The following is a 17,701-nucleotide window of genomic DNA, read 5'->3' on the forward strand; positions in this document are numbered from 1 at the left end:
GTGACGGTCGGCGATCACGGTCGTGAGATATGCAGCATCCTCGCGGCCCTGCGGTAGCCGACGCGCTGGTAGACGCGTTCCTCGGCGGCTCCGACGGTCATCAGGAACGGCGTACCGACCCCGACGCTCGGCGCCGAGCGGGTGAGTGCGGCCGTCACGGCCGCGGCGATGCCCCGACGACGGTGCGAGGCCAGAACCGCGATCGCGGCGATTTCGCTGATTCCGCCGATTTCGTCCGCCGAGCCCGTGCGCTGACCGGATAGGTGCGGCGGACCGAGTTGGCCGGATCCCACCGCGATCCCCGATGCGTCCTGCACCGCGAGGGCGACCAAACCGCCACCGTCGATGACACGCCGCAGCCGCGCCGCGTCGTGGGTCGTCGCGTCGGTGCCGCCATAGGCGAGTGCCTGCACCTGCGCGGCCTGACGAACCTGCGCATCGGTGCTCGCGAACAGCACGGTGATGCCTGCTGTGCTCGGCGCGGACGCCGCCTCGGGTGCGCACGTCAGGATCGGTACCGGAGTCTCGACGGTGAAGCCGGCGGCCATCAGCGCCGATTCCAGCGCGGGACACGCGGCGGGTAGGTACTCGAGTCGCGGCATTCGTGACTTTTCGTGGAAGTGCGCGATCAGTGCGGCGATGTCCTGCGCGGTGGGTTCGAAATCGTCGTCGGGGACGGCGTAGTTGAAGTATCGACCCGAATCGTGCTCGTCGAGTAGGACGAGGAACGAGCCGAGTCGGTGCGTGCGCTGCGCGGCGCTGGCACGCAGATACGCGTGAATATGCTGCTCGAGCATGGGAGTGGTCCTTACTGGCCTGTGGTTCGAACGACGTTGTCGTGCCGCCATCGACCAGCGCCGAGGGTCAGTGCCCCTCGGCGATGCGCGGCGGCCGGTTTCGGCGCGCCGACATAGGCCTCATCCTCCCGAATGCGAAATCCTCGAAGTCTTCGGATGAAGCTAACGCCGCTCGGATCAGCGACGCAACGGATTTTTTCGCGGCCACCGATCCGGTGGCCGCTCAACCACTTTCACCGACCACCCGGGTGTGGCGGGTGGGAAGTGGGTCAGGACTTGTCGCCGAGCAGCAGGTCGACGGTGAGTTCCAGTCGCTCGGTGACGTCGGTCGCCGAGGCACGGCGGGTCAGCCAGGCCACCAGGTTCGACAACCACACGTCGCTGATCACGCGGGCGATGGCCAGTTGGCGCTCGTCGGGATCGCCGTCGTTCATGGCCCTGGCGAACACCCGGTCCATCACCTTGCCGACGCGGTCCACTTCGGCGGCGGCCGAGGCATCGGCGAACATGAACGCCCTGGTCATGGCTTCGGTGAGCAGGGGATCGCGCTGCATCATGCGGGTGATCTGGGTGAGTAGCAGGTGCATTCGGTCGCGCGGTGACTGGCCGACCAGCGGTCTGCGCTTGCTTTCGATCTGCTCGAATTCGCGCGAGAGCGCCGACACCAGTAGGTGCACCTTCGAGGGGAAGTACCGGTAGAGCGTGCCGACGGCGACGTCGGCGCGTTCGGCGACCGCGCGCATCTGCACCGCGTCGTAGCCCCCCTTGGAGGCAAGGGCGAGTGTCGCGTCGAGGATGCGCTTGCGCCGTTCCCGCTGGGCGGTCGAACTCAGCTCGTCCTCGCTGAGCGTCGTGACCGGGTTGGGGCGAGCCGAGTTCGAGTCGGCCGGCTCCGATCGGGAAGGGCTTGCCATTGGCGCTAGTCCTTTCGGTGCGTGGTTTTCGCGCGCGGCGAGCAGGGGCATGCCGTGTCGCCGTCGCCGTTGTGCGGTCGCCGGAGATCGTCGCTTGACTTGAACCCGGCTAGGATATTAGAACATGTTCTAGGTGTGGGAGTCACGCCGGAAAGGCGGTACGGACTGTGACCATCGCCACCAGTGACGAGCATAAAGCCGTTCAAGAGTCGATGAGCGGGTGGGCAGGATCGGTCGGTCCCATTGCAACAATGCGGGTCGACCCGGAAGGTTTCTGGCGTGGATATTGGCCCGCGTTGGCCGAACTCGGGATCTTCCGAGTAGCGGTTGCCGAGGACGCGGGTGGAGCGGGCGGATCGGTCGCCGATCTCGCCGTATTGGTGGAGCAGGCGGCGCACGATCTGGTGGGTGGCCCCGTGCTCACCACCGCGGTGGCCAATCTGATCACCGTTGGCGGCCTCGATGAAGACCTGCCATGCGGCATTGCTATCGATTCGTTGATCGGTCCGTCCGAGAGCGTACCGATCGACCGCGCCGAAGGGGCACGGTTCGACGCATCCGGCGCGGTAACACTCACGGGTGCTTGGGAATTCGTGCTCGGCGCCGCCGACGCGACCGCGGTCCTGCTGCCCGTGACCAGCAGCGAAGGCACCCGCTGGTGTCTGATCCCGCCGAATACCGACGGTCTGCGGGTGGAATCGCTCACGCCGTTCGACCCAGGCACGCCGTTGGCCAAGGTGCGCTGCGCCGACGTGCGCATCCCCGCCGAACACGTCTATGCCCCACCACATCCGGTGGAAGACCTGCTCGTGGTGCTCGCCGCCGCGGAACTGGCCGGTCTCGCGGGATGGTGCTTGTCGACCGCGGTCGAATACGCGAAGGTGCGAACCCAATTCGGTCGCGCGATCGGCTCGTTCCAATCGATCAAGCATCTGTGCGCGTGGATGCTGTGCCGCACGGAACTGATCCGCGCCGCCGCGGCCGATGCGGCGGCGGCCGTCGACGAGGGTGGCGCCGAACTGTCCATCGCCGCGGCCCTCACCGCGACGATCGCGTTGGACGCCGCGGTCGACACCGCCAAGGACTGCATCCAGGTGCTCGGTGGCATCGGCTTCACCTGGGAACACGACGCGCACTTCTACCTGCGCAGGGCGGTGGCGCTGCGGCAGTTGCTCGGCGGCTCGGCGCGCTGGCGGTCGCGGGTCACCGAGCTGACCCGCGCCGGTGCGCGCCGCACCACCGGCGCCGACCGGGTACTCGCCGCCGACAGCGTCGCACCGGTCGACGAGCACAGCGCCGACGCGCTCGCCGCCGAGGTTGCCGCGATCGCGGCACTGCCGGTGGACAAGCAACGCGACGCGCTGGTCGAGGCCGGGTTGGTGATGCCGCACTGGCCGCCGCCCTACGGTCGCGACGCCGGTCCGATGACCGGACTGCTGATCTCGGAGCAGATGCGCAAGGCGGGACTCGACGCTCCCGACCTGACCATCGGCGGCTGGGCCATCCCGACCCTGCTGCGGCACGGCACCGAGGAACAGATCGACCGCTTCGCGATGCCGACACTGCGCGGTGAGGTGGTGTGGTGTCAGTTGTTCAGCGAACCGGAGGCCGGCTCGGATCTCGCGGCGTTGCGCACCGTCGCCAAGCGGGTCGAGGGCGGCTGGTCGCTGACCGGTCAGAAGGTGTGGACCTCGCTCGGTGATCAAGCCAACTGGGCGATCTGCCTGGCGCGCACCGATCCCGACGCCGCCAAGCACAAGGGAATCAGCTACTTCCTGGTGGATATGCGGGCACCGGGTTTGCAGGTGCGCCCGCTGGTACAGATCACCGGGGAGGCGCGCTTCAGCGAGGTCTTCCTCGATGACGTGTTCGTGCCCGACGACTGTGTGGTCGGCGCGTTGAACAACGGGTGGAAGATCGCGCGTTCCACCCTGTCGAGTGAGCGGGTCGCCATGGGCGGCAACGGGATCGGCCCCGCGCTGGAGGAGCTGATCACGAAGCTCCCGGATACGGGTCCCGGCGCGGAATTGGTGAACGACCGACTCGGCGCACTCGTCGCCGACGCCATCGGCGGTGTGTTGCTCGAACAACGCGCCGCGGTGCGCGCGCTCTCGGGCGAGGATTCGGGAGCGCAAAGCAGCGTGCGCAAATTGGTCGGTGTGCGGCATCGGCAGGCGGTGGCCGAATTCGCGGTCGAGACCGCGGGACCGCTCGGCGCACAGGAGGTGGAGGTGACCAAGGAATTCCTCCTCACTCGCTGTCTGTCGATCGCGGGCGGAACGGAACAGATCTTGCTGACCGTGGCTGGTGAGCGGATTCTTGGGCTACCGCGTGACGCGGGCAGCTAGCAGAAGTGACTGGGAGACAAGCGTGGACTTCACCAGGGACGAGGGCCAGGACGCCGTGGCCGAGGTCGTCGTCAGTTTGTTGGAACACGAATCGGCGCGCGATTTCGAGCTGTGGCCGAGCGTGGTCGGCAGCGGGCTACTGTCGGTAGCGCTGCCCGAACGGTTCGGCGGCGACGGCATGGGGGTCGGCGAGATCTCGGTGCTGCTTACCGAGTTGGCTACCGACGCGGTGGCGGTGCCCGCCTTGCCGACCTTGGGGTTCGGCGTGCTGCCGCTCGTGGGCACGGCACCGGAAAGCGTAGCTGATCAGGTATTTCCCGAGGTCGCGAAGGGCGCGATCCTCACGGCTGCCTTGAGTGAGCCGGGAGCGCCGTTCACCGAGGCACCCACGACCCGTGCGGTCGTCGACGGGGATTCGGTACTGATCAGCGGCCGCAAGGTCGGTGTGCCGTATGCCGAACAGGCACGCTGGATTCTGGTGCCGACTGATTCGGGTATCGCGGTCGTCGACGCCAAGGCCGAGGGCTTGACCACGACCACCTCGCCCGCCTCGGGTGGTGCGCCGGAGGCCACCGTGGTGCTGGATCGAGTGCGGGTACCCGCCGAGTGGTTGCTGACCGGAACGTCGGCGCAGTTGCACCGATTCGCGCTGGCCTCGATCGGTTCGGTCGCCGACGGACTGATCAAGGGCGTGCTCGTGCTGACGGCCGAACATGTGCGTACCAGAACGCAGTTCGGCAAGCCGTTGGCGCAGTTCCAGGCGGTGGCACAGCAGATCGCCGACGTGTACGTGGTCGCGCGGACCCTGCACGCGGTCACCGTGTCGGCGAACTGGGCGCTGGCGCAGGAGGACCCGGATGCGGATCTCTTGGCGCGGATCGATGACGACCTCGATGTCCTCGCCTACACCGTGGCCACCGAACTACCGCCCGCCATGCAGAAGTGTCATCACCTGCATGGCGGACTCGGGGTGGATATGACCCACCCGATGCAGCGCTACTACTCACAAGCCAAGGACCTCGCCCGCTGGCTCGGCGGCGCGTCGTTCCGACTCGATCGATTGGGGACAAGATGTTCATCGATCTGACCGTCGAGCAACGTCGACTGCGCGACGAATTACGTTCCTATTTCGCCGATCTCGTGACCGCCGAAGAAGAGGCGCAGATGGCGGTGAACCGGCACGGTGACGCCTACCGCGCGGTAGTGCGCAGGATGGGCAGTGACGGGTGGCTCGGTGTCGGCTGGCCGAAGGAGTACGGCGGCCAGGGTTTCGGCCCGATCGAGCAGCAGATCTTCTTCAACGAGGCGGTGCGCGCCGATGTGCCGTTGCCGCTGGTGACCCTGCTGACGGTGGGGCCGACGCTGCAAGAGTTCGGCACCGAGGCGCAGAAGGAACGCTTTCTGCCCGGAATCCTTTCCGGCGACATTCATTTCGCGATCGGCTACTCCGAGCCGGAGGCCGGGACCGATCTCGCCGCGTTGCGCACCTCGGCGGTGCGTGACGACGCGGGCGACTGGATTGTCAACGGGCAGAAGATTTTCACCACGGGTGCGCACGAGGCGGACTTCGTGTGGTTGGCCTGCCGTACCGGTTCGACGGAGTCCCGGCATCGCGGCATCACCATTCTGATCGCCGACACCACCGACCCCGGCTTCTCGTGGACGCCGATCATTACCTGCGACGGCGCTCACCACACCAACGCCACGTATTTCGACAATGTGCGAGTACCGGCGGACATGCTGGTCGGTGCGCAGGATCGTGGCTGGAAGTTGATCACTACCCAGCTCAATCACGAGCGAGTGAGCCTCGGACCCTCCGGCAAGATCGAGCAGCTCTACGACCGCGCGCGGGCGTGGGCGGTGACCAATGGTGTGCTCGCCGAGCCGGATGTGCGGCGTTCGCTGGGGCGGGTGCACGCCATGGTGCGACTGAACGAGCTGTTGAACTGGCAGGTCGCGGCCACTGTCGACGGTGATCAGTCCGCGGTGATCGCGGATGCCTCTGCCACCAAGGTGTATTCCACCGAGTCCTTGCAGGAGGCGGGTCGACTGGTGGAGGAGATCGTCGGGCGCTACGGCGATCCGGCCGAACCGGCGACCGCCGAGTTGCTGGTCTGGCTCGATCGCAGGACCAAACAGAACCTGGTGGTCACCTTCGGTGGTGGGGTCAACGAGGTGATGCGCGAACTGGTCGCCACGGCGGGCCTCGATTTGCCGCGCGTGCCGCGTTAGCCGCCGATCACCCACCATCCGACAGCAGACGAAGGAGCCGCGCGTGCCGGAAACCACTACGCCGGAAGCGATTATCGCCGCCGCCGAGAAGATCAAGGCGGCGGGGGAGAGTGCGCCGCGGTTGGCCCGCGATCCGGTGAACCAGCCGATGATCAACAACTGGGTCGAGGCGCTCGGCGATACCAATCCGATCTACGTCGACGCCGAGGCCGCGGTTGCCGCGGGGCATCCCGGTATCGTGGCGCCGCCCGCTATGGCGCAGGTATGGACCATGTTCGGGCTCAACGGTTCTCGTCCCGAGGACGATCCGATGGGTGCGGCGACCGAGCTGCTCGATGCCGCCGGATACACCTCGGTGGTGGCCACCGACTGTCAGCAGACCTATCACCGGTATCTGAATGTCGGCGAGGAGGTTTCGGTGACGAGCACCTTGTCGGACATTCGCGGACCCAAGCGCACCGGGTTGGGTGAGGGCTGGTTCGTCACGTTCCAGACCAGCTGGCGGGTCGGCGACGAAGTGGTCGCGGAGATGCTGTTTCGGTTGTTGAAGTTCGCGCCAGGGACGGCAGCGCCGAAACCCGATGCCGGGCAACGGGTTACTCCGCTCGTCTCATTGGATACCGAATTCTTCTGGGCCGGAACGAAAGTCGACGAGCTGCGGATTCAGCGTCTGCCCGACGGCACGCTGCGGCATCCGCCGATCCCCGCGATCTGGCTCGACAAGACCGAGACCACCGATTATCTGGTCGCCTCGGGGCGTGGCACGGTATTCAGCTACGTCGTGCACCATGCGCCGAAAGTGCCTGGGCGCGAACTGCCTTTCGTGGTGGCGCTGATCGAACTGGAGGAGGGCGTTCGCATGCTCGGTGAACTGCGTGGCATCGACCCCGCACAGGTCGAGGTCGGCCTGCCGGTGCGGGTGGAATTCGAGAAGCTGCCCGACGAGACGGTGCTCCCGGTGTGGCGGGTGATCGCGTGAGCGCGACTCTCGACCCGGCGCAGGCGCGAGTCGGCACCGAACTGCCGGAGCTGGTGATCACTGTCGACCCGACCTTCGTGATCAGTACGGCCTTGGCTACCAGGGACTTTCAAGACGTCCATCACGACAGGGACAAGGCCGTCGCGCGTGGCTCCAAGGACATCTTCGTCAATATCCTCACCGACACCGGCCTCGTGCAGCGCTTCCTCACTGATTGGGCCGGTCCGCGCGCGGTGGTGAAATCGATCGCGCTGCGCCTCGGTGTCCCGCTGTACGCGGGTGACACCCTCACGCTCACCGGCACGGTGACCGCACGCGAGGGCGACGACCTACACCTCGAGGTGGTCGGGCGCGACAGCCTCGGTGACCACATCACGGCACAAGCCGTTCTCACCTATCGGAGGGCCTGATGAGCGAGCAGGGTATTTCGGGCCGCGCCGCCATCGTCGGCATCGGCGCCACCGACTTCTCCAAGGAGTCCGGCCGCAGTGAGCTGCGCCTGGCCGCCGAGGCGGTGACCGCCGCGCTGAACGACGCTGGTCTGACACCGGAGGACGTCGATGGTTTGACGACGTTCACCATGGACACCAATACCGAAGCGGCCGTGGCCCGCGCGGTCGGCATCCCGCAGCTGACGTTCTTCAGCCAGATCGGTTTCGGCGGTGGCGCCGCGTGCGCGACCGTGCAGCAGGCCGCCATGGCGGTGGCGACCGGCGTCGCGGACGTGGTGGTGGCTTACCGCGCGTTCAACGAGCGCTCGGTGTCGCGTTTCGGCCAGTTCTCCACCGCGCTCGCGGCGGCGCCGACGTCGTCGGGGATCGACGCGGGTTGGTCCTATCCGCACGGACTAGGCACGCCCGCCGCGCAGGTGGCGATGGTCGCTCGTCGCTACATGCACGTGTACGGCGCGACGAGCGCCGATTTCGGTCGCATCGCGGTCGCCGACCGCAAGCACGCGGCGGTGAATCCCTCGGCGTTCTTCTACGAGAAGCCGATCACGTTGGAAGACCACCAGAATTCGCGCTGGATCGCCGAACCGTTGCACCTGCTCGATTGCTGCCAGGAGTCCGACGGCGGCGTGGCGATCGTGATCACCAGTGCCGAACGCGCCCGCGACCTCCCGCAGCGGCCCGCCGTGATCGCCGCCGCCGCACAGGGTTCCGGCGCCGACCAGTATGTGATGACCAGCTACTACCGCGACGCGATGACCGGTCTGCCCGAGATGGGTTTGGTCGGCGACCAGTTGTGGGCACAGAGCGGGCTACGCCCCGAGGACATGCAAGCCGCGATCCTCTACGACCACTTCACCCCCTTCGTGCTGATGCAATTGGAAGAGCTCGGCTTCTGCGGCCGAGGCGAGGCCAAGGATTTCATCGCCGACGGCGCGATCGAAGTAGGCGGCAGACTGCCACTCAACACCCACGGCGGCCAACTAGGTGAGGCCTACATCCACGGCATGAACGGCATCGCCGAAGGCGTCCGCCAAATCCGAGGCACCTCGGTAAACCCGGTCCCCGACGTCGCCAACATCATCGTCACAGCAGGCACCGGCGTCCCCACCTCGGGCTTGGTCCTCACCGCAGGCTGAACACCAAGATCACCAGGACACCACCGAGGCAGTGGCCCGGGCATCGGCCAGCCCATGTCCTGGTGGCTTGTTCGCGCTGGGGTCACTATGCGTCAGGTCGGTGTTCCGGCGAAGTATGTGCGCAGCAATCGCTCCAGTTGTCGAACGCTGTCCGCGCTCCCGGCCGTCAATTCCCTTCGGCGCCCGGCGAATCGATCGAAGACCGCGCCTTCGAGAAGGGCGAGAAAATCGGCGGCCGCTGTCGCGGGGTCAGAGACTTCCATGGCGCTGAACAACTCTCGCGCGCGCTCGACGGAAAACAAGCTTGCCGTGAGCTTCGCGGTGATCTCGTCGTCATCCAGGAGATCGATGATCAACGCATGCCGAGCGATGAGCTGATCTCGACGTTCGGTGAGGAGCTGGTCGAGCCAGACGGCGATGCCGTGCGCGGCATCGGCTAGGTCGGTGGGTGCGGGGCCGCTGGCTACCGCTGCCTGGAAGTCGGCGCGCGATCGCAGCGTTATTCGGGTGACGACGGCGTCGATCAGTGCCGCTTTGGTGCGGAAATAGTACGAGGTCGACCCGGCTGGCAGGTCCAGGGCGGCGTCCAGGGCGCGGTGGGTCAGTGCCCGGAGTCCGCGCTGGGCGATCAGGGTGATTGCCGCGTCGATGAGCTGTGTGCGTCGGTCGGGTGTGGACACGGTCACCTTTCGTGTTGTTCGTCGAAGCAGTCCTCTACAAATGTAGAGGAAAGGAGCGTGCGATGACACACGACGCGATTGAACTGGACACCGACCAGCATCATGCCGCCGCCATGTTGGGAAAATTGGTCGATCGTCGCGGCAGGCCGATCAAGCGGCACCGGGGGATCTACCTGTGCGGCAGGCCGGGGCGAGGCAAGACCATGCTGATGGATCGCTTCTTCGCCGAGGTCGACTCGCAGCGCAAACTGCGCTACCACTTCCACCAATTCTTCGCCGAGCTGCATAGGGCGGTGTACCGGTCGGGCTCCCTCGACAAGGCACTGGACGCACTGCTCGGCAACGCGCGCCTGGTCTGCTTCGACGAATTCCACGTCCACGACATCGGCGACGCGATGCTGATCGCACGGTTGCTCGACGACCTGTTCGCCCGGCGCATCGTCCTGGTGGTGACCTCGAACTACCCTCCGCGACAGCTTTTGCCGAATCCGCTGTTCCATGACCGTTTCGTGCCGACGATCGAACGGATCGTCGACCACCTCGATGTCGTCTCGGTCGACGGCCCGACCGACTATCGCACGATCGGTTCGCCCGCCGGCTCCGGCTTCGCGTCGGGTCACTATCTGGTGGCAGGTGAATCAGGCTCTGCGACAGGTTGTTCGGTGGCCGATGCGGTGGGAGTCGACGTTCCTGTCGGGGCCAGGACCATCCGGGCGCGCCACGTCCGAGACGATGTCATCACGATCGATTTCACCGCGTTGTGCGCCACCGCGACCTCGGCGGCGGACTATGTCGCACTCGCGCAGCGTTTTCGGCACTGGATCATTCGCGAGGTGCCGTTGTTGCGCGAAGTTCCCGCCGACTGGGCGATGCGTTTTGTGAACGTGATCGACGTTCTCTATAACTCCGATCGTGCGTTGACTCTCGTTGCCGCGGCGCCACCGGCCGAGTTGCTCGACGGCGTGCGCGGTGTTCCCGATATGGACCGGATCGCGAGCCGACTTTGTGAACTCACACAAGCGGACTCGCTACAATTCGGGTAGCTTCCACGCTGCGGTTTCAACCACCATGCGCAGGGATAAAACTGACGTACTCCTAATATCCGATTTCATCACAAACCGGCAGCTGGACATGTAACTATGTCCTGATTGTCTGCCGCGATGCGATCGTGCGGGAGATGTTTGTGCAGTATCGAGGTTTGGTGGTAACGCAGTGGCAGGGGCGAGAGCGCCGATATCGCGCGTGATCGTACTGATCACGCTCCTCGGTCTTGCCGCGTTCGCGGTGCACGGGATCGTTCCCGGCACCACCGAGTCCGCGACGCATTCCGCCCCACCGTCGGCGGTGTCGGTCGCGCTGATGCCGGTGCTGCTCATGGTGTCGGTGGTCGTACTGCTGGCCGGGGTGATCGCCAGTCAGCATCGGCTGCCGCTGTCGATGCCCGAACCGGAGCGCGACGGCGAACGCCAGCCGTGGCGGCTCGGCCGAGGGGGGCTGGTCACCCTCGGGGTCCTCGCCCTGCTCGCGCTGGTGTTGACCGTGGTGGCGGCACTCTGGTTCCTGAACGCGGGCCGCGACACCGAGATCGCCCCGCCGCCACCGGCTTCGACCACCGGCGCGCCACCGGATCACACGCCCGCACCCGCGCCGGATTCCACCACCACGCCCGAACTCACCGGGCCAGCGTTGACGGTGGCCGCTCTCGCCGCGGCCGCGCTGGTGGCGATGGCCGTCGCCGGGCTAACGGCGGTTGGTGTTCAATCGCGGCGACGCAAACAGCCCGAGGCACCCCCGGTCGTGGAATCGGCGCCCGAAACCATGGTGGATTCGCTGACTCGCGCCGCCGAAATGGGCTTGGCCGCCATGAATGTGCCGGGTCAGGACCCGCGCACCGCGATCATCGCCTGTTACGGCGCGATGGAACGCGGCCTTGCCTCCGACCGTTCGGCGGCGCCACTGGACTCCGATACGCCGATGGAGGTGCTCGCCCGCGCGTTCGAACGTGGCGCGCTGCGCGACGCGTCGGCGCGGGAACTGGTCGCGTTGTTCGAGGAGGCTCGGTTCAGTCCGCACTCGATGCTGGAATGGCAACGGATGCGTGCGCAACAACTGCTGCGTATCGTCCTCGCCGATCTGCAAGGGGAGGAGCGGGCCGATGCGCGAACGAGTGTGTGACCCGTCGGCGCGGCGGGCCGCGCGATGAGTCGAATGGGGATAGCGACGGTCTGCGCGCTCGCCGTTCTCGCCCTCGAAGCGGCCACCTTCCGTGAGGCGCGCGGGATCATGGTGTTGCTCACCGGGATTCCGGTCGGGCTGACGCTGCTCTGGCTGATCTGGACGCTGCTGCGGCGCGCGGAACCCCGCGAGGAGACCTACGTCGACGACATGGACAACGGTCCCGCCGACACGCTGCGCCGCTGGCAAGCCAAGTCGACCATGCTGGCCGACCGGGCCGAGGGCACCCGCGCGGATTGGGATCGCCACCTGCGCCCCATGCTGGCCAAGGAGTTCGAACTGTCCTCGGGTCAACGCATCGCCAAGGACCGCAAGGCCACCGTGGCCGCGGGCATCCACCAATTCGGTCCCGAATTGTGGAAGTGGGTCGACCCGACCAATTCGGCGCTACGAGACCAGACGACGAAGGCACCCGGCCGGGCAGCGCTGGACACCATCCTGAGTCGACTGCAAGAAATGTGAAATGGGTTGAGGCAAGTGCGGGTACACATATGACGATGCCGATGGACTTGACCGTCCAGCGCAGCGAGGCCGTGCTCAGGGAGCTTTCCCGGGTGATCGTCGGCAAGCGGGACGAAATGCAGTTGATCATGATCGCCGTCTTGGCCGGCGGACACGTGCTGATCGAGGACCTTCCCGGCCTCGGGAAAACCTTGATCGCCAGATCTTTCGCGGGTGCGCTCGGGCTGCAATTCACCAGGGTGCAGTTCACCCCCGACCTGCTGCCCGCCGACCTGCTCGGCTCGACGATCTACGACATGTCGACCGGACGGTTCAACTTCCGGCGCGGCCCGGTGTTCACCAATGTGCTGCTCGCCGACGAGATCAACCGGACCCCGCCGAAGACGCAGGCGGCACTGTTGGAGGCGATGGCCGAAGGCCAGGTCAGTATCGACGGCGAAACCTTCCCGCTGCCACAGCCTTTCGTGGTGCTCGCCACCGACAATCCGATCGAGTACGAGGGCACCTACCCATTGCCGGAGGCACAGCTCGATCGTTTCGCCATCCAGTTGCGGCTGGGGTACCTGTCCGAACACGATGAGACGCAGATGATCCGGCGCAGACTCGAACGCGGAACCCAGGTCGCCGAGGTGAACCAGGTCGTCGACGCGACCGGGCTGATGGAGATGCGTCAGTCGGTCGAATACGTCACGGTGCACCCGGATGTGGTGAATTATGTGGTGGCGCTGGCCGGGGCGACCAGGGCGCATCCACAGGTAGAGGTGGGTGCGAGCCCGCGTGCCGAATTGGATCTCGTGCAGATGTCGCGCGCGCGTGCGCTGCTGCTCGGCCGCGACTATGTGATCCCGGAGGACGTGAAGGCGCTGGCCGTGGTGGCCATGGCGCATCGCATCACGTTGCGCCCGGAGATGTGGGTGCGGCGTATTCGCGGCGAGGACGTGATCACCGAACTGTTGCGTCGTCTTCCGGTCCCGCGCGCCACCGTGACATGAGGCACAGGGACGCCAGCTCCACCGTCGAGGCCGAGCTGCAATGGCGCCCAGCGCCATTGGTCTACATGCTGGTGATCGCGGCGGCGGTGGCGTTGGTGCTCGCGGTGGCCCTGGGGCGCTGGCAACTGGTGGTGTTCGCGGCACCCATGCTCGGGGTGCTCGCGACCGCGCGCTGGCAGCAGTCCAGCTCCAAGATTCAGGTCGACGGCGACGCGACGTTGCGCTGCTTCGAGTCCGAGCAGGTGGTACTGACTGTCGCGGCCTTCGTCGACCAGGGGCACGCGCTGCTGCGAATGAAGCCGGAACCGTTGGACGGCTTGGCGATCGAGATCGAGGAGGCCAGCGATTCCGGGCTGGCTCCCGCGGGTTTGCGGCTGGCGCTTTCGGCGGATAGGTGGGGTCGTTACCCGGTCTCGGTGCGAGTATCGGCACTGAGTCCCGCGGGGTTGGCGGTCGCGAACGTGGTACTGCCCGCGGGACAGTTGTATGTGTATCCGGTGACCGACCCGCAGCGAATGCGGTTGCCGCGCACCGAACTTCCCGAGCGCCTCGGGGTACATCTGACCAAGCGACATGGCCCCGGCGTCGAGTACGCCGATATTCGGGCTTACGCGCCGGGCGACCAGTTGCGTACCGTGAATTGGCCGGTCAGCGCGCGACGGGGTCGGCTGTATGTCACCGAACGCCTCACCAATCGCTCGGCGGATGTCGTTGTGCTGGTGGATACTTCGATGCAGGCCCCGGGCCCGGCCGCCGATTCGCTCGAACTCTCGGTACGCGGCGCGGCGCAGGTCGTGCAGTCGACGCTGCAAGCCGGTGATCGCACCGCGATCGTGTGCCTCGGCCAGACACCGAGGTGGCTGCACCCGGACATCGGGCGCAGGCAGTTCTATCGCATCGTCGATACCGTGCTCGGCGTCGGGGACGAGCACTTTCCGGTCACCGGCACACTCGCCCCGCACGCGGCCGTCCCGCTGGGCGCGATCATCGTGGCGTTCTCGACCATGCTCGATACCGAATTCGCGTTGGCGATGATCGATCTGCGCAAGCGCGGGCACGTGGTGGTGGTCGTCGATGTGTTGCGCGGCACGCCATTTCAGCAGGAGCTGAACCCGACATTGGCCAAGATGTGGCAGCTGGAGCGTTCGGCGATGTACCGCGATATGAGTACGGTCGGGGTGGATGTCGTGGCCTGGTTGGCCGATACCAGGCTGGATCAGATCATGCGCGCGCTTCCACAGCAGCGCCGTACCGTTCGGGTGCGCCGATGACTCGTTTTCTCGCCATTCTGTCCGGATTGCTGCTGGTGACCGCGGTGACGCTGACCGAACCGCTGGCCGGTGTGCCCGCCTTGGTGCTGGTGGCGCTGGGGTTGTGGTGGCGGCCGGTGGCGGTGTGCGCGGTCTTGCTCGCCGTCGGTGTGTTCGCCTTCGCGGGGTCGGGGGTACTCGCCGCGGCGGCAGCGGGTTTGGTGGCCACCACCTATCTGTTGAACGCGGCGACGGTCACCGCGCCCTACGGTGTCGTGCCGACCACGGTGCCCTCGGTGGTGGGTGCTGTCGCCTTCACCGTGGTCGCGGCGGGGGCCGCACTGATTCCGATCCGGCTGGAATGGGCGCCCGCCGTCGCGCCGATCCTGGTGGTGTTCCTGTTCACCCTGATAATTCAGGGCGTCGCGGTGCGGCGAGTTCGTCAACCGAAACGGTCGACCGAGTTCTGATACTCGAACGCCATTGTTTCGCGCCGTATCGGCGAGAAACAATGGCGTGTCGAGAATTTCGGGGACGATTCAGGAAGTGAATTCCAGTGTGACGTTGTCGAGTACGGGTGCGTCGTCACGTTCGACCGCGCTGGCCGCGATCACCAAGGTGTTGTCCTCGCGCCAGATTCGCGTGCGAATGGTTTCGCCCGGATAGAGCACTCCGGCGAAACGCGCGCCGAATGCGGTCACCCTACTCGCGTCGGAATCGAGCACGGTGTCGGTCGCCGCTTTGCACACGATCCCGTAGGTGCACAGTCCGTGCAGAATGGGCGCGGGAAATCCGGCACCCGAGGCGAATTCGGGATCCGAATGCAACGGGTTACGGTCGCCGGACATGCGATAGAGCAGGGCTTGCTGCGGCAACGTCGCGGTGTGTACGTCGAAATCCGGTGCGCGGTCGGGCAATACCGACTTGTTGCTCGGCCCGCGTTCGCCGCCGAACCCGCCTTCGCCGCGCGCGAAGATCGAGGAGCGCGTGGTCCACAGCGCCGCGCCGTCGGAGCCGGTGACCGTGTTCTCCTGCACGACAACCGCGGCCGAACCCTTGTCCCAGATCTCCACGACCTTGCCGGTACTTGTGGCTTTGCCGTCGGCGGGGATGGGCCGGTGGACGCGCACCTCCTGATGGCCGTGCACCACCTTCGCCAGGTCGATCTCGATGCCGGGGAAGCTGACCTTCGGCGCTTCGGTCTCGTGCACGGTCGCCGCGACCGCCGCGAAGGTCGGCAGCACCTGGGGATCATTGTCGGCGAGGTAGCGCAGCTCGGCCGGATCCTGCCAGCGGGTGCCCGCGCCGAGCCCCAGGTGATAAAGCTGCACATCGGAAGTGGTCCAGGCGAATTCGCGGCTCGCCAGTGCGGCCCCGAGGGCGATGTTCGGGTCGATCGGCATCAGTTCTCCTCGAGGGCGGCTGTCCGGTCGGCGGCGGCGGTGCCACGACCGGCTTTGCGTTCGACGATATCGAGCACGGCGAGGTAGCCGAAGGTCAACGCGGGACCGATGGTCGCGCCGGGGCCCGCGTAGGTGTGGCCCATCACCGGTGCGCTGCTGTTGCCGCAGGCGTAGAGACCCTCGATCACCGTCTCGTCCTCGCGCAGCACGCGCCCTGAGGTATCGGTGACGAGTCCGCCCTTGGTGCCGAGGTCGCCGGGCACGATCTGCACCGCGTGGAACGGCGCCTGCACCAGTGCGCCGAGGCAGGGGTTCGGCTTGTTGGTCGGGTCGCCGTAGTACTTGTCGTAGGCGCTGTCGCCACGGCGGTATTCCTCGTCGACGCCGGTGGCCGCGAAGTCGTTGAATCGACTCACCGTTTCGCCCAGCGACTTGGCGTCGACACCGATCTTCTCGGCCAGTTCGGTGATACTCGGCGCGGAGGTCACGACACCCTTGTCGATCCACCGAGACGGAAAGCGTTGTCCCGGCTGCAATCCCGCGAAGATGTAGCGGTTGCGGTAGCGCTGGTCGAAGATCAGCCAGGCCGGGATGTTCTCGGCTTCGCCCTCGCCCTGGCCGAATTCGCCACCGTACATCGTGTGCACGGCCTCGACATAGGGCGCGGATTCGTTGCCGAATCGCTTCGCGCGGTTGTTGATGATCAGGCTGCCCGGCAGATTGCGTTCGGCGAGGCAGAACCACGGTCCACCGGTCAAGGGCACCGAGGGGCCCCACCACGCGTCTTCCATCAAAGCGACCGCGCCACCGACCTTTTGGCCCGCCCGAATACCGTCGCCGGTATTGCCGGCCGCGCCGGTGGTCCATTCGGTGGTGATCGGTTCGCGCTGATACTGGTGGCGCATCTCGGCATTGTGTTCGAAGCCGCCGGTCGCGAGCACGACGCCGTGGCGGGCGCGCACGAGCACCTGCTCGCCTTCGTGCTCGACGGTGACGCCGGTGACCACGCCGTTGTCGCTGTGCAGTTCGACGAGCGGGGTGTTCAGCAGCAGCGGAATGTTCGCGTCCAGCACGCCCTTGCGCAGCGCGGAGGCCAGCGCCTGGCCGCGTCCGACGAGGCGCTGGCCGAGTGCCTTGGCCTTGAAGGTGCGCGCGCCGACCTTCAGTACACGCACGAAGCCACGTGCGGTGCGCCGGTGCAGGTTGAGCCACTTGTAGTCGGCCTGGGTAACCACGACGTTGAGTGGTGCCTTGCCGAAGTCGGGTTCGAGCTTGGCGGCTTCGGCGCCGAGCACCTTGGTATTGAACGGTTTGGGTTCGACGGAGCGGCCGAGCGCGCGACCGCCGGGGGCCTCGGGGTAGTAGTCGGAGTAACCGGGGACCCACTGCATCTTCAGCGGGGTGCTGCGCAGCAGGAAGTTGAACGCCTCGGGACCTCGGTCGATGTAGGTATCGATGCGCCGCTTGTCGACGATGTCGCCGATGATGCTGTGCAGGTAGGTGCGCGCCGACTCCAGGTCATCGGGGCCCGCATTGCGCAGCGCGTCGTTGGTGGGTATCCATACGCCACCGCCGGAGCGTGCGGTCGAGCCGCCGTAGTACTGCGACTTCTCGACGATCACCACGCTCAGACCCCGGTGCGCTGCGGTGAGTGCAGCGCTCATCCCGCCCGCGCCGCTGCCGACGACCACCACATCGTATTCCCGATCAATCATGTAGAACACGTTATAGAATGAGTGGGCGTTTGGTCTATGTTGTGAGGCAGAAGACTTGAATAAGCCTCCTTTGGTCTGGGAAACTCGTTGCAGTTTCGTGAGGGAG

The 17,701-nt window shown here is 66.3% G+C and carries 17 protein-coding genes; 12 read left to right on the forward strand and 5 right to left on the reverse strand.

Features of this window, described 5'->3' with window-relative positions; genetic code table 11:
- Positions 1–14: 14 nt before the first annotated feature.
- Both ABEA50_RS08055 and kstR read right to left on the reverse strand, forming a co-directional pair.
- Positions 15–797 (reverse strand): GNAT family N-acetyltransferase, encoded by a 783-nt coding sequence (locus ABEA50_RS08055; protein ID WP_345494421.1) that lies wholly within the window; start codon positions 795–797, stop codon positions 15–17.
- A gap of 269 nt (positions 798–1,066) precedes the next feature.
- Positions 1,067–1,711: a cholesterol catabolism transcriptional regulator KstR gene (kstR, locus tag ABEA50_RS08060; RefSeq protein WP_345494422.1), complete on the reverse strand. Its 645-nt coding sequence runs from the start codon at positions 1,709–1,711 to the stop codon at positions 1,067–1,069.
- 167 nt (positions 1,712–1,878) lie between these two features.
- Between kstR and ABEA50_RS08065 the strand changes: the two genes are divergently transcribed.
- The 6 genes from ABEA50_RS08065 to ABEA50_RS08090 are packed head-to-tail and all read left to right on the forward strand — an operon-like array spanning position 1,879 to position 8,858.
- The gene (locus ABEA50_RS08065; protein WP_345494424.1) at positions 1,879–4,059 is read left to right on the forward strand and encodes an acyl-CoA dehydrogenase; all 2,181 of its coding nucleotides are present in this window, start codon (positions 1,879–1,881) and stop codon (positions 4,057–4,059) included.
- 22 nt (positions 4,060–4,081) lie between these two features.
- Positions 4,082–5,146 (forward strand): acyl-CoA dehydrogenase family protein, encoded by a 1,065-nt coding sequence (locus ABEA50_RS08070; protein WP_345494425.1) that lies wholly within the window; start codon positions 4,082–4,084, stop codon positions 5,144–5,146.
- Positions 5,131–6,291, forward strand: coding sequence for an acyl-CoA dehydrogenase family protein (locus tag ABEA50_RS08075; RefSeq protein WP_345494426.1), 1,161 nt, complete (start codon positions 5,131–5,133; stop codon positions 6,289–6,291). Before ABEA50_RS08070 ends, ABEA50_RS08075 begins: the two co-directional genes overlap by 16 nt.
- Before the next feature lie 43 nt (positions 6,292–6,334).
- Entirely contained in the window at positions 6,335–7,270 is a 936-nt protein-coding gene (locus tag ABEA50_RS08080; RefSeq protein ID WP_345494427.1) for a bifunctional MaoC family dehydratase N-terminal/OB-fold nucleic acid binding domain-containing protein, read from the forward strand.
- On the forward strand, positions 7,267–7,680 hold the full coding sequence (locus ABEA50_RS08085; RefSeq protein WP_345494428.1) for a MaoC family dehydratase: 414 nt from the start codon (positions 7,267–7,269) through the stop codon (positions 7,678–7,680). Before ABEA50_RS08080 ends, ABEA50_RS08085 begins: the two co-directional genes overlap by 4 nt.
- Entirely contained in the window at positions 7,680–8,858 is a 1,179-nt protein-coding gene (locus tag ABEA50_RS08090; RefSeq protein ID WP_345494429.1) for a lipid-transfer protein, read from the forward strand. The genes ABEA50_RS08085 and ABEA50_RS08090 overlap by 1 nt, the downstream gene beginning before the upstream one ends.
- 92 nt (positions 8,859–8,950) lie before the next feature.
- Here the strand turns inward: ABEA50_RS08090 and ABEA50_RS08095 are convergent, their stop codons facing one another.
- Positions 8,951–9,538, reverse strand: coding sequence for a TetR/AcrR family transcriptional regulator (locus tag ABEA50_RS08095; protein WP_345494430.1), 588 nt, complete (start codon positions 9,536–9,538; stop codon positions 8,951–8,953).
- 62 nt (positions 9,539–9,600) lie between these two features.
- Here ABEA50_RS08095 and zapE point away from each other — a divergent pair, with 62 nt between their 5' ends.
- From zapE to ABEA50_RS08125, 6 genes are all read left to right on the forward strand, one after another.
- A complete protein-coding gene (zapE, locus tag ABEA50_RS08100) occupies positions 9,601–10,581 on the forward strand; it encodes a cell division protein ZapE (RefSeq protein ID WP_345494431.1) in 981 nt (326 codons plus the stop codon).
- A 199-nt stretch (positions 10,582–10,780) separates the two neighbouring features.
- Positions 10,781–11,713 (forward strand): DUF4129 domain-containing protein, encoded by a 933-nt coding sequence (locus ABEA50_RS08105; protein WP_345494432.1) that lies wholly within the window; start codon positions 10,781–10,783, stop codon positions 11,711–11,713.
- Positions 11,714–11,746: 33 nt separating this feature from the next.
- Positions 11,747–12,235 (forward strand): hypothetical protein, encoded by a 489-nt coding sequence (locus ABEA50_RS08110; RefSeq protein ID WP_345494433.1) that lies wholly within the window; start codon positions 11,747–11,749, stop codon positions 12,233–12,235.
- Between the two features lie 29 nt (positions 12,236–12,264).
- Positions 12,265–13,227 (forward strand): AAA family ATPase, encoded by a 963-nt coding sequence (locus tag ABEA50_RS08115; protein WP_345494434.1) that lies wholly within the window; start codon positions 12,265–12,267, stop codon positions 13,225–13,227.
- The gene (locus ABEA50_RS08120) at positions 13,224–14,498 is read left to right on the forward strand and encodes a DUF58 domain-containing protein (RefSeq protein WP_345494435.1); all 1,275 of its coding nucleotides are present in this window, start codon (positions 13,224–13,226) and stop codon (positions 14,496–14,498) included. The genes ABEA50_RS08115 and ABEA50_RS08120 overlap by 4 nt, the downstream gene beginning before the upstream one ends.
- Positions 14,495–14,947: a hypothetical protein gene (locus ABEA50_RS08125; RefSeq protein WP_345494436.1), complete on the forward strand. Its 453-nt coding sequence runs from the start codon at positions 14,495–14,497 to the stop codon at positions 14,945–14,947. Before ABEA50_RS08120 ends, ABEA50_RS08125 begins: the two co-directional genes overlap by 4 nt.
- Positions 14,948–15,016: 69 nt before the next feature.
- Here the strand turns inward: ABEA50_RS08125 and ABEA50_RS08130 are convergent, their stop codons facing one another.
- Both ABEA50_RS08130 and kstD read right to left on the reverse strand, forming a co-directional pair.
- The gene (locus ABEA50_RS08130) at positions 15,017–15,880 is read right to left on the reverse strand and encodes a MaoC family dehydratase (RefSeq protein WP_345494437.1); all 864 of its coding nucleotides are present in this window, start codon (positions 15,878–15,880) and stop codon (positions 15,017–15,019) included.
- The gene (gene kstD / locus ABEA50_RS08135) at positions 15,880–17,595 is read right to left on the reverse strand and encodes a 3-oxosteroid 1-dehydrogenase (protein WP_345494438.1); all 1,716 of its coding nucleotides are present in this window, start codon (positions 17,593–17,595) and stop codon (positions 15,880–15,882) included. The genes ABEA50_RS08130 and kstD overlap by 1 nt, the downstream gene beginning before the upstream one ends.
- Positions 17,596–17,701: the final 106 nt, after the last annotated feature.

The organism is Nocardia callitridis (genome assembly GCF_039543305.1).
GTDB lineage: Bacteria > Actinomycetota > Actinomycetes > Mycobacteriales > Mycobacteriaceae > Nocardia > Nocardia callitridis.

Coding starts and splice junctions, on each gene's coding strand:
- ABEA50_RS08055 (WP_345494421.1), bottom strand. CDS start 797: ATGCTCGAGCAGCATATTCACGCGTATCTGCGTGCCAGCGCCGCGCAG.
- kstR (WP_345494422.1), bottom strand. CDS start 1,711: ATGGCAAGCCCTTCCCGATCGGAGCCGGCCGACTCGAACTCGGCTCGC.
- ABEA50_RS08075 (WP_345494426.1), top strand. CDS start 5,131: ATGTTCATCGATCTGACCGTCGAGCAACGTCGACTGCGCGACGAATTA.
- ABEA50_RS08090 (WP_345494429.1), top strand. CDS start 7,680: ATGAGCGAGCAGGGTATTTCGGGCCGCGCCGCCATCGTCGGCATCGGC.
- zapE (WP_345494431.1), top strand. CDS start 9,601: ATGACACACGACGCGATTGAACTGGACACCGACCAGCATCATGCCGCC.
- ABEA50_RS08110 (WP_345494433.1), top strand. CDS start 11,747: ATGGGGATAGCGACGGTCTGCGCGCTCGCCGTTCTCGCCCTCGAAGCG.
- ABEA50_RS08115 (WP_345494434.1), top strand. CDS start 12,265: ATGACGATGCCGATGGACTTGACCGTCCAGCGCAGCGAGGCCGTGCTC.
- ABEA50_RS08120 (WP_345494435.1), top strand. CDS start 13,224: ATGAGGCACAGGGACGCCAGCTCCACCGTCGAGGCCGAGCTGCAATGG.
- ABEA50_RS08125 (WP_345494436.1), top strand. CDS start 14,495: ATGACTCGTTTTCTCGCCATTCTGTCCGGATTGCTGCTGGTGACCGCG.
- ABEA50_RS08130 (WP_345494437.1), bottom strand. CDS start 15,880: ATGCCGATCGACCCGAACATCGCCCTCGGGGCCGCACTGGCGAGCCGC.
- kstD (WP_345494438.1), bottom strand. CDS start 17,595: ATGATTGATCGGGAATACGATGTGGTGGTCGTCGGCAGCGGCGCGGGC.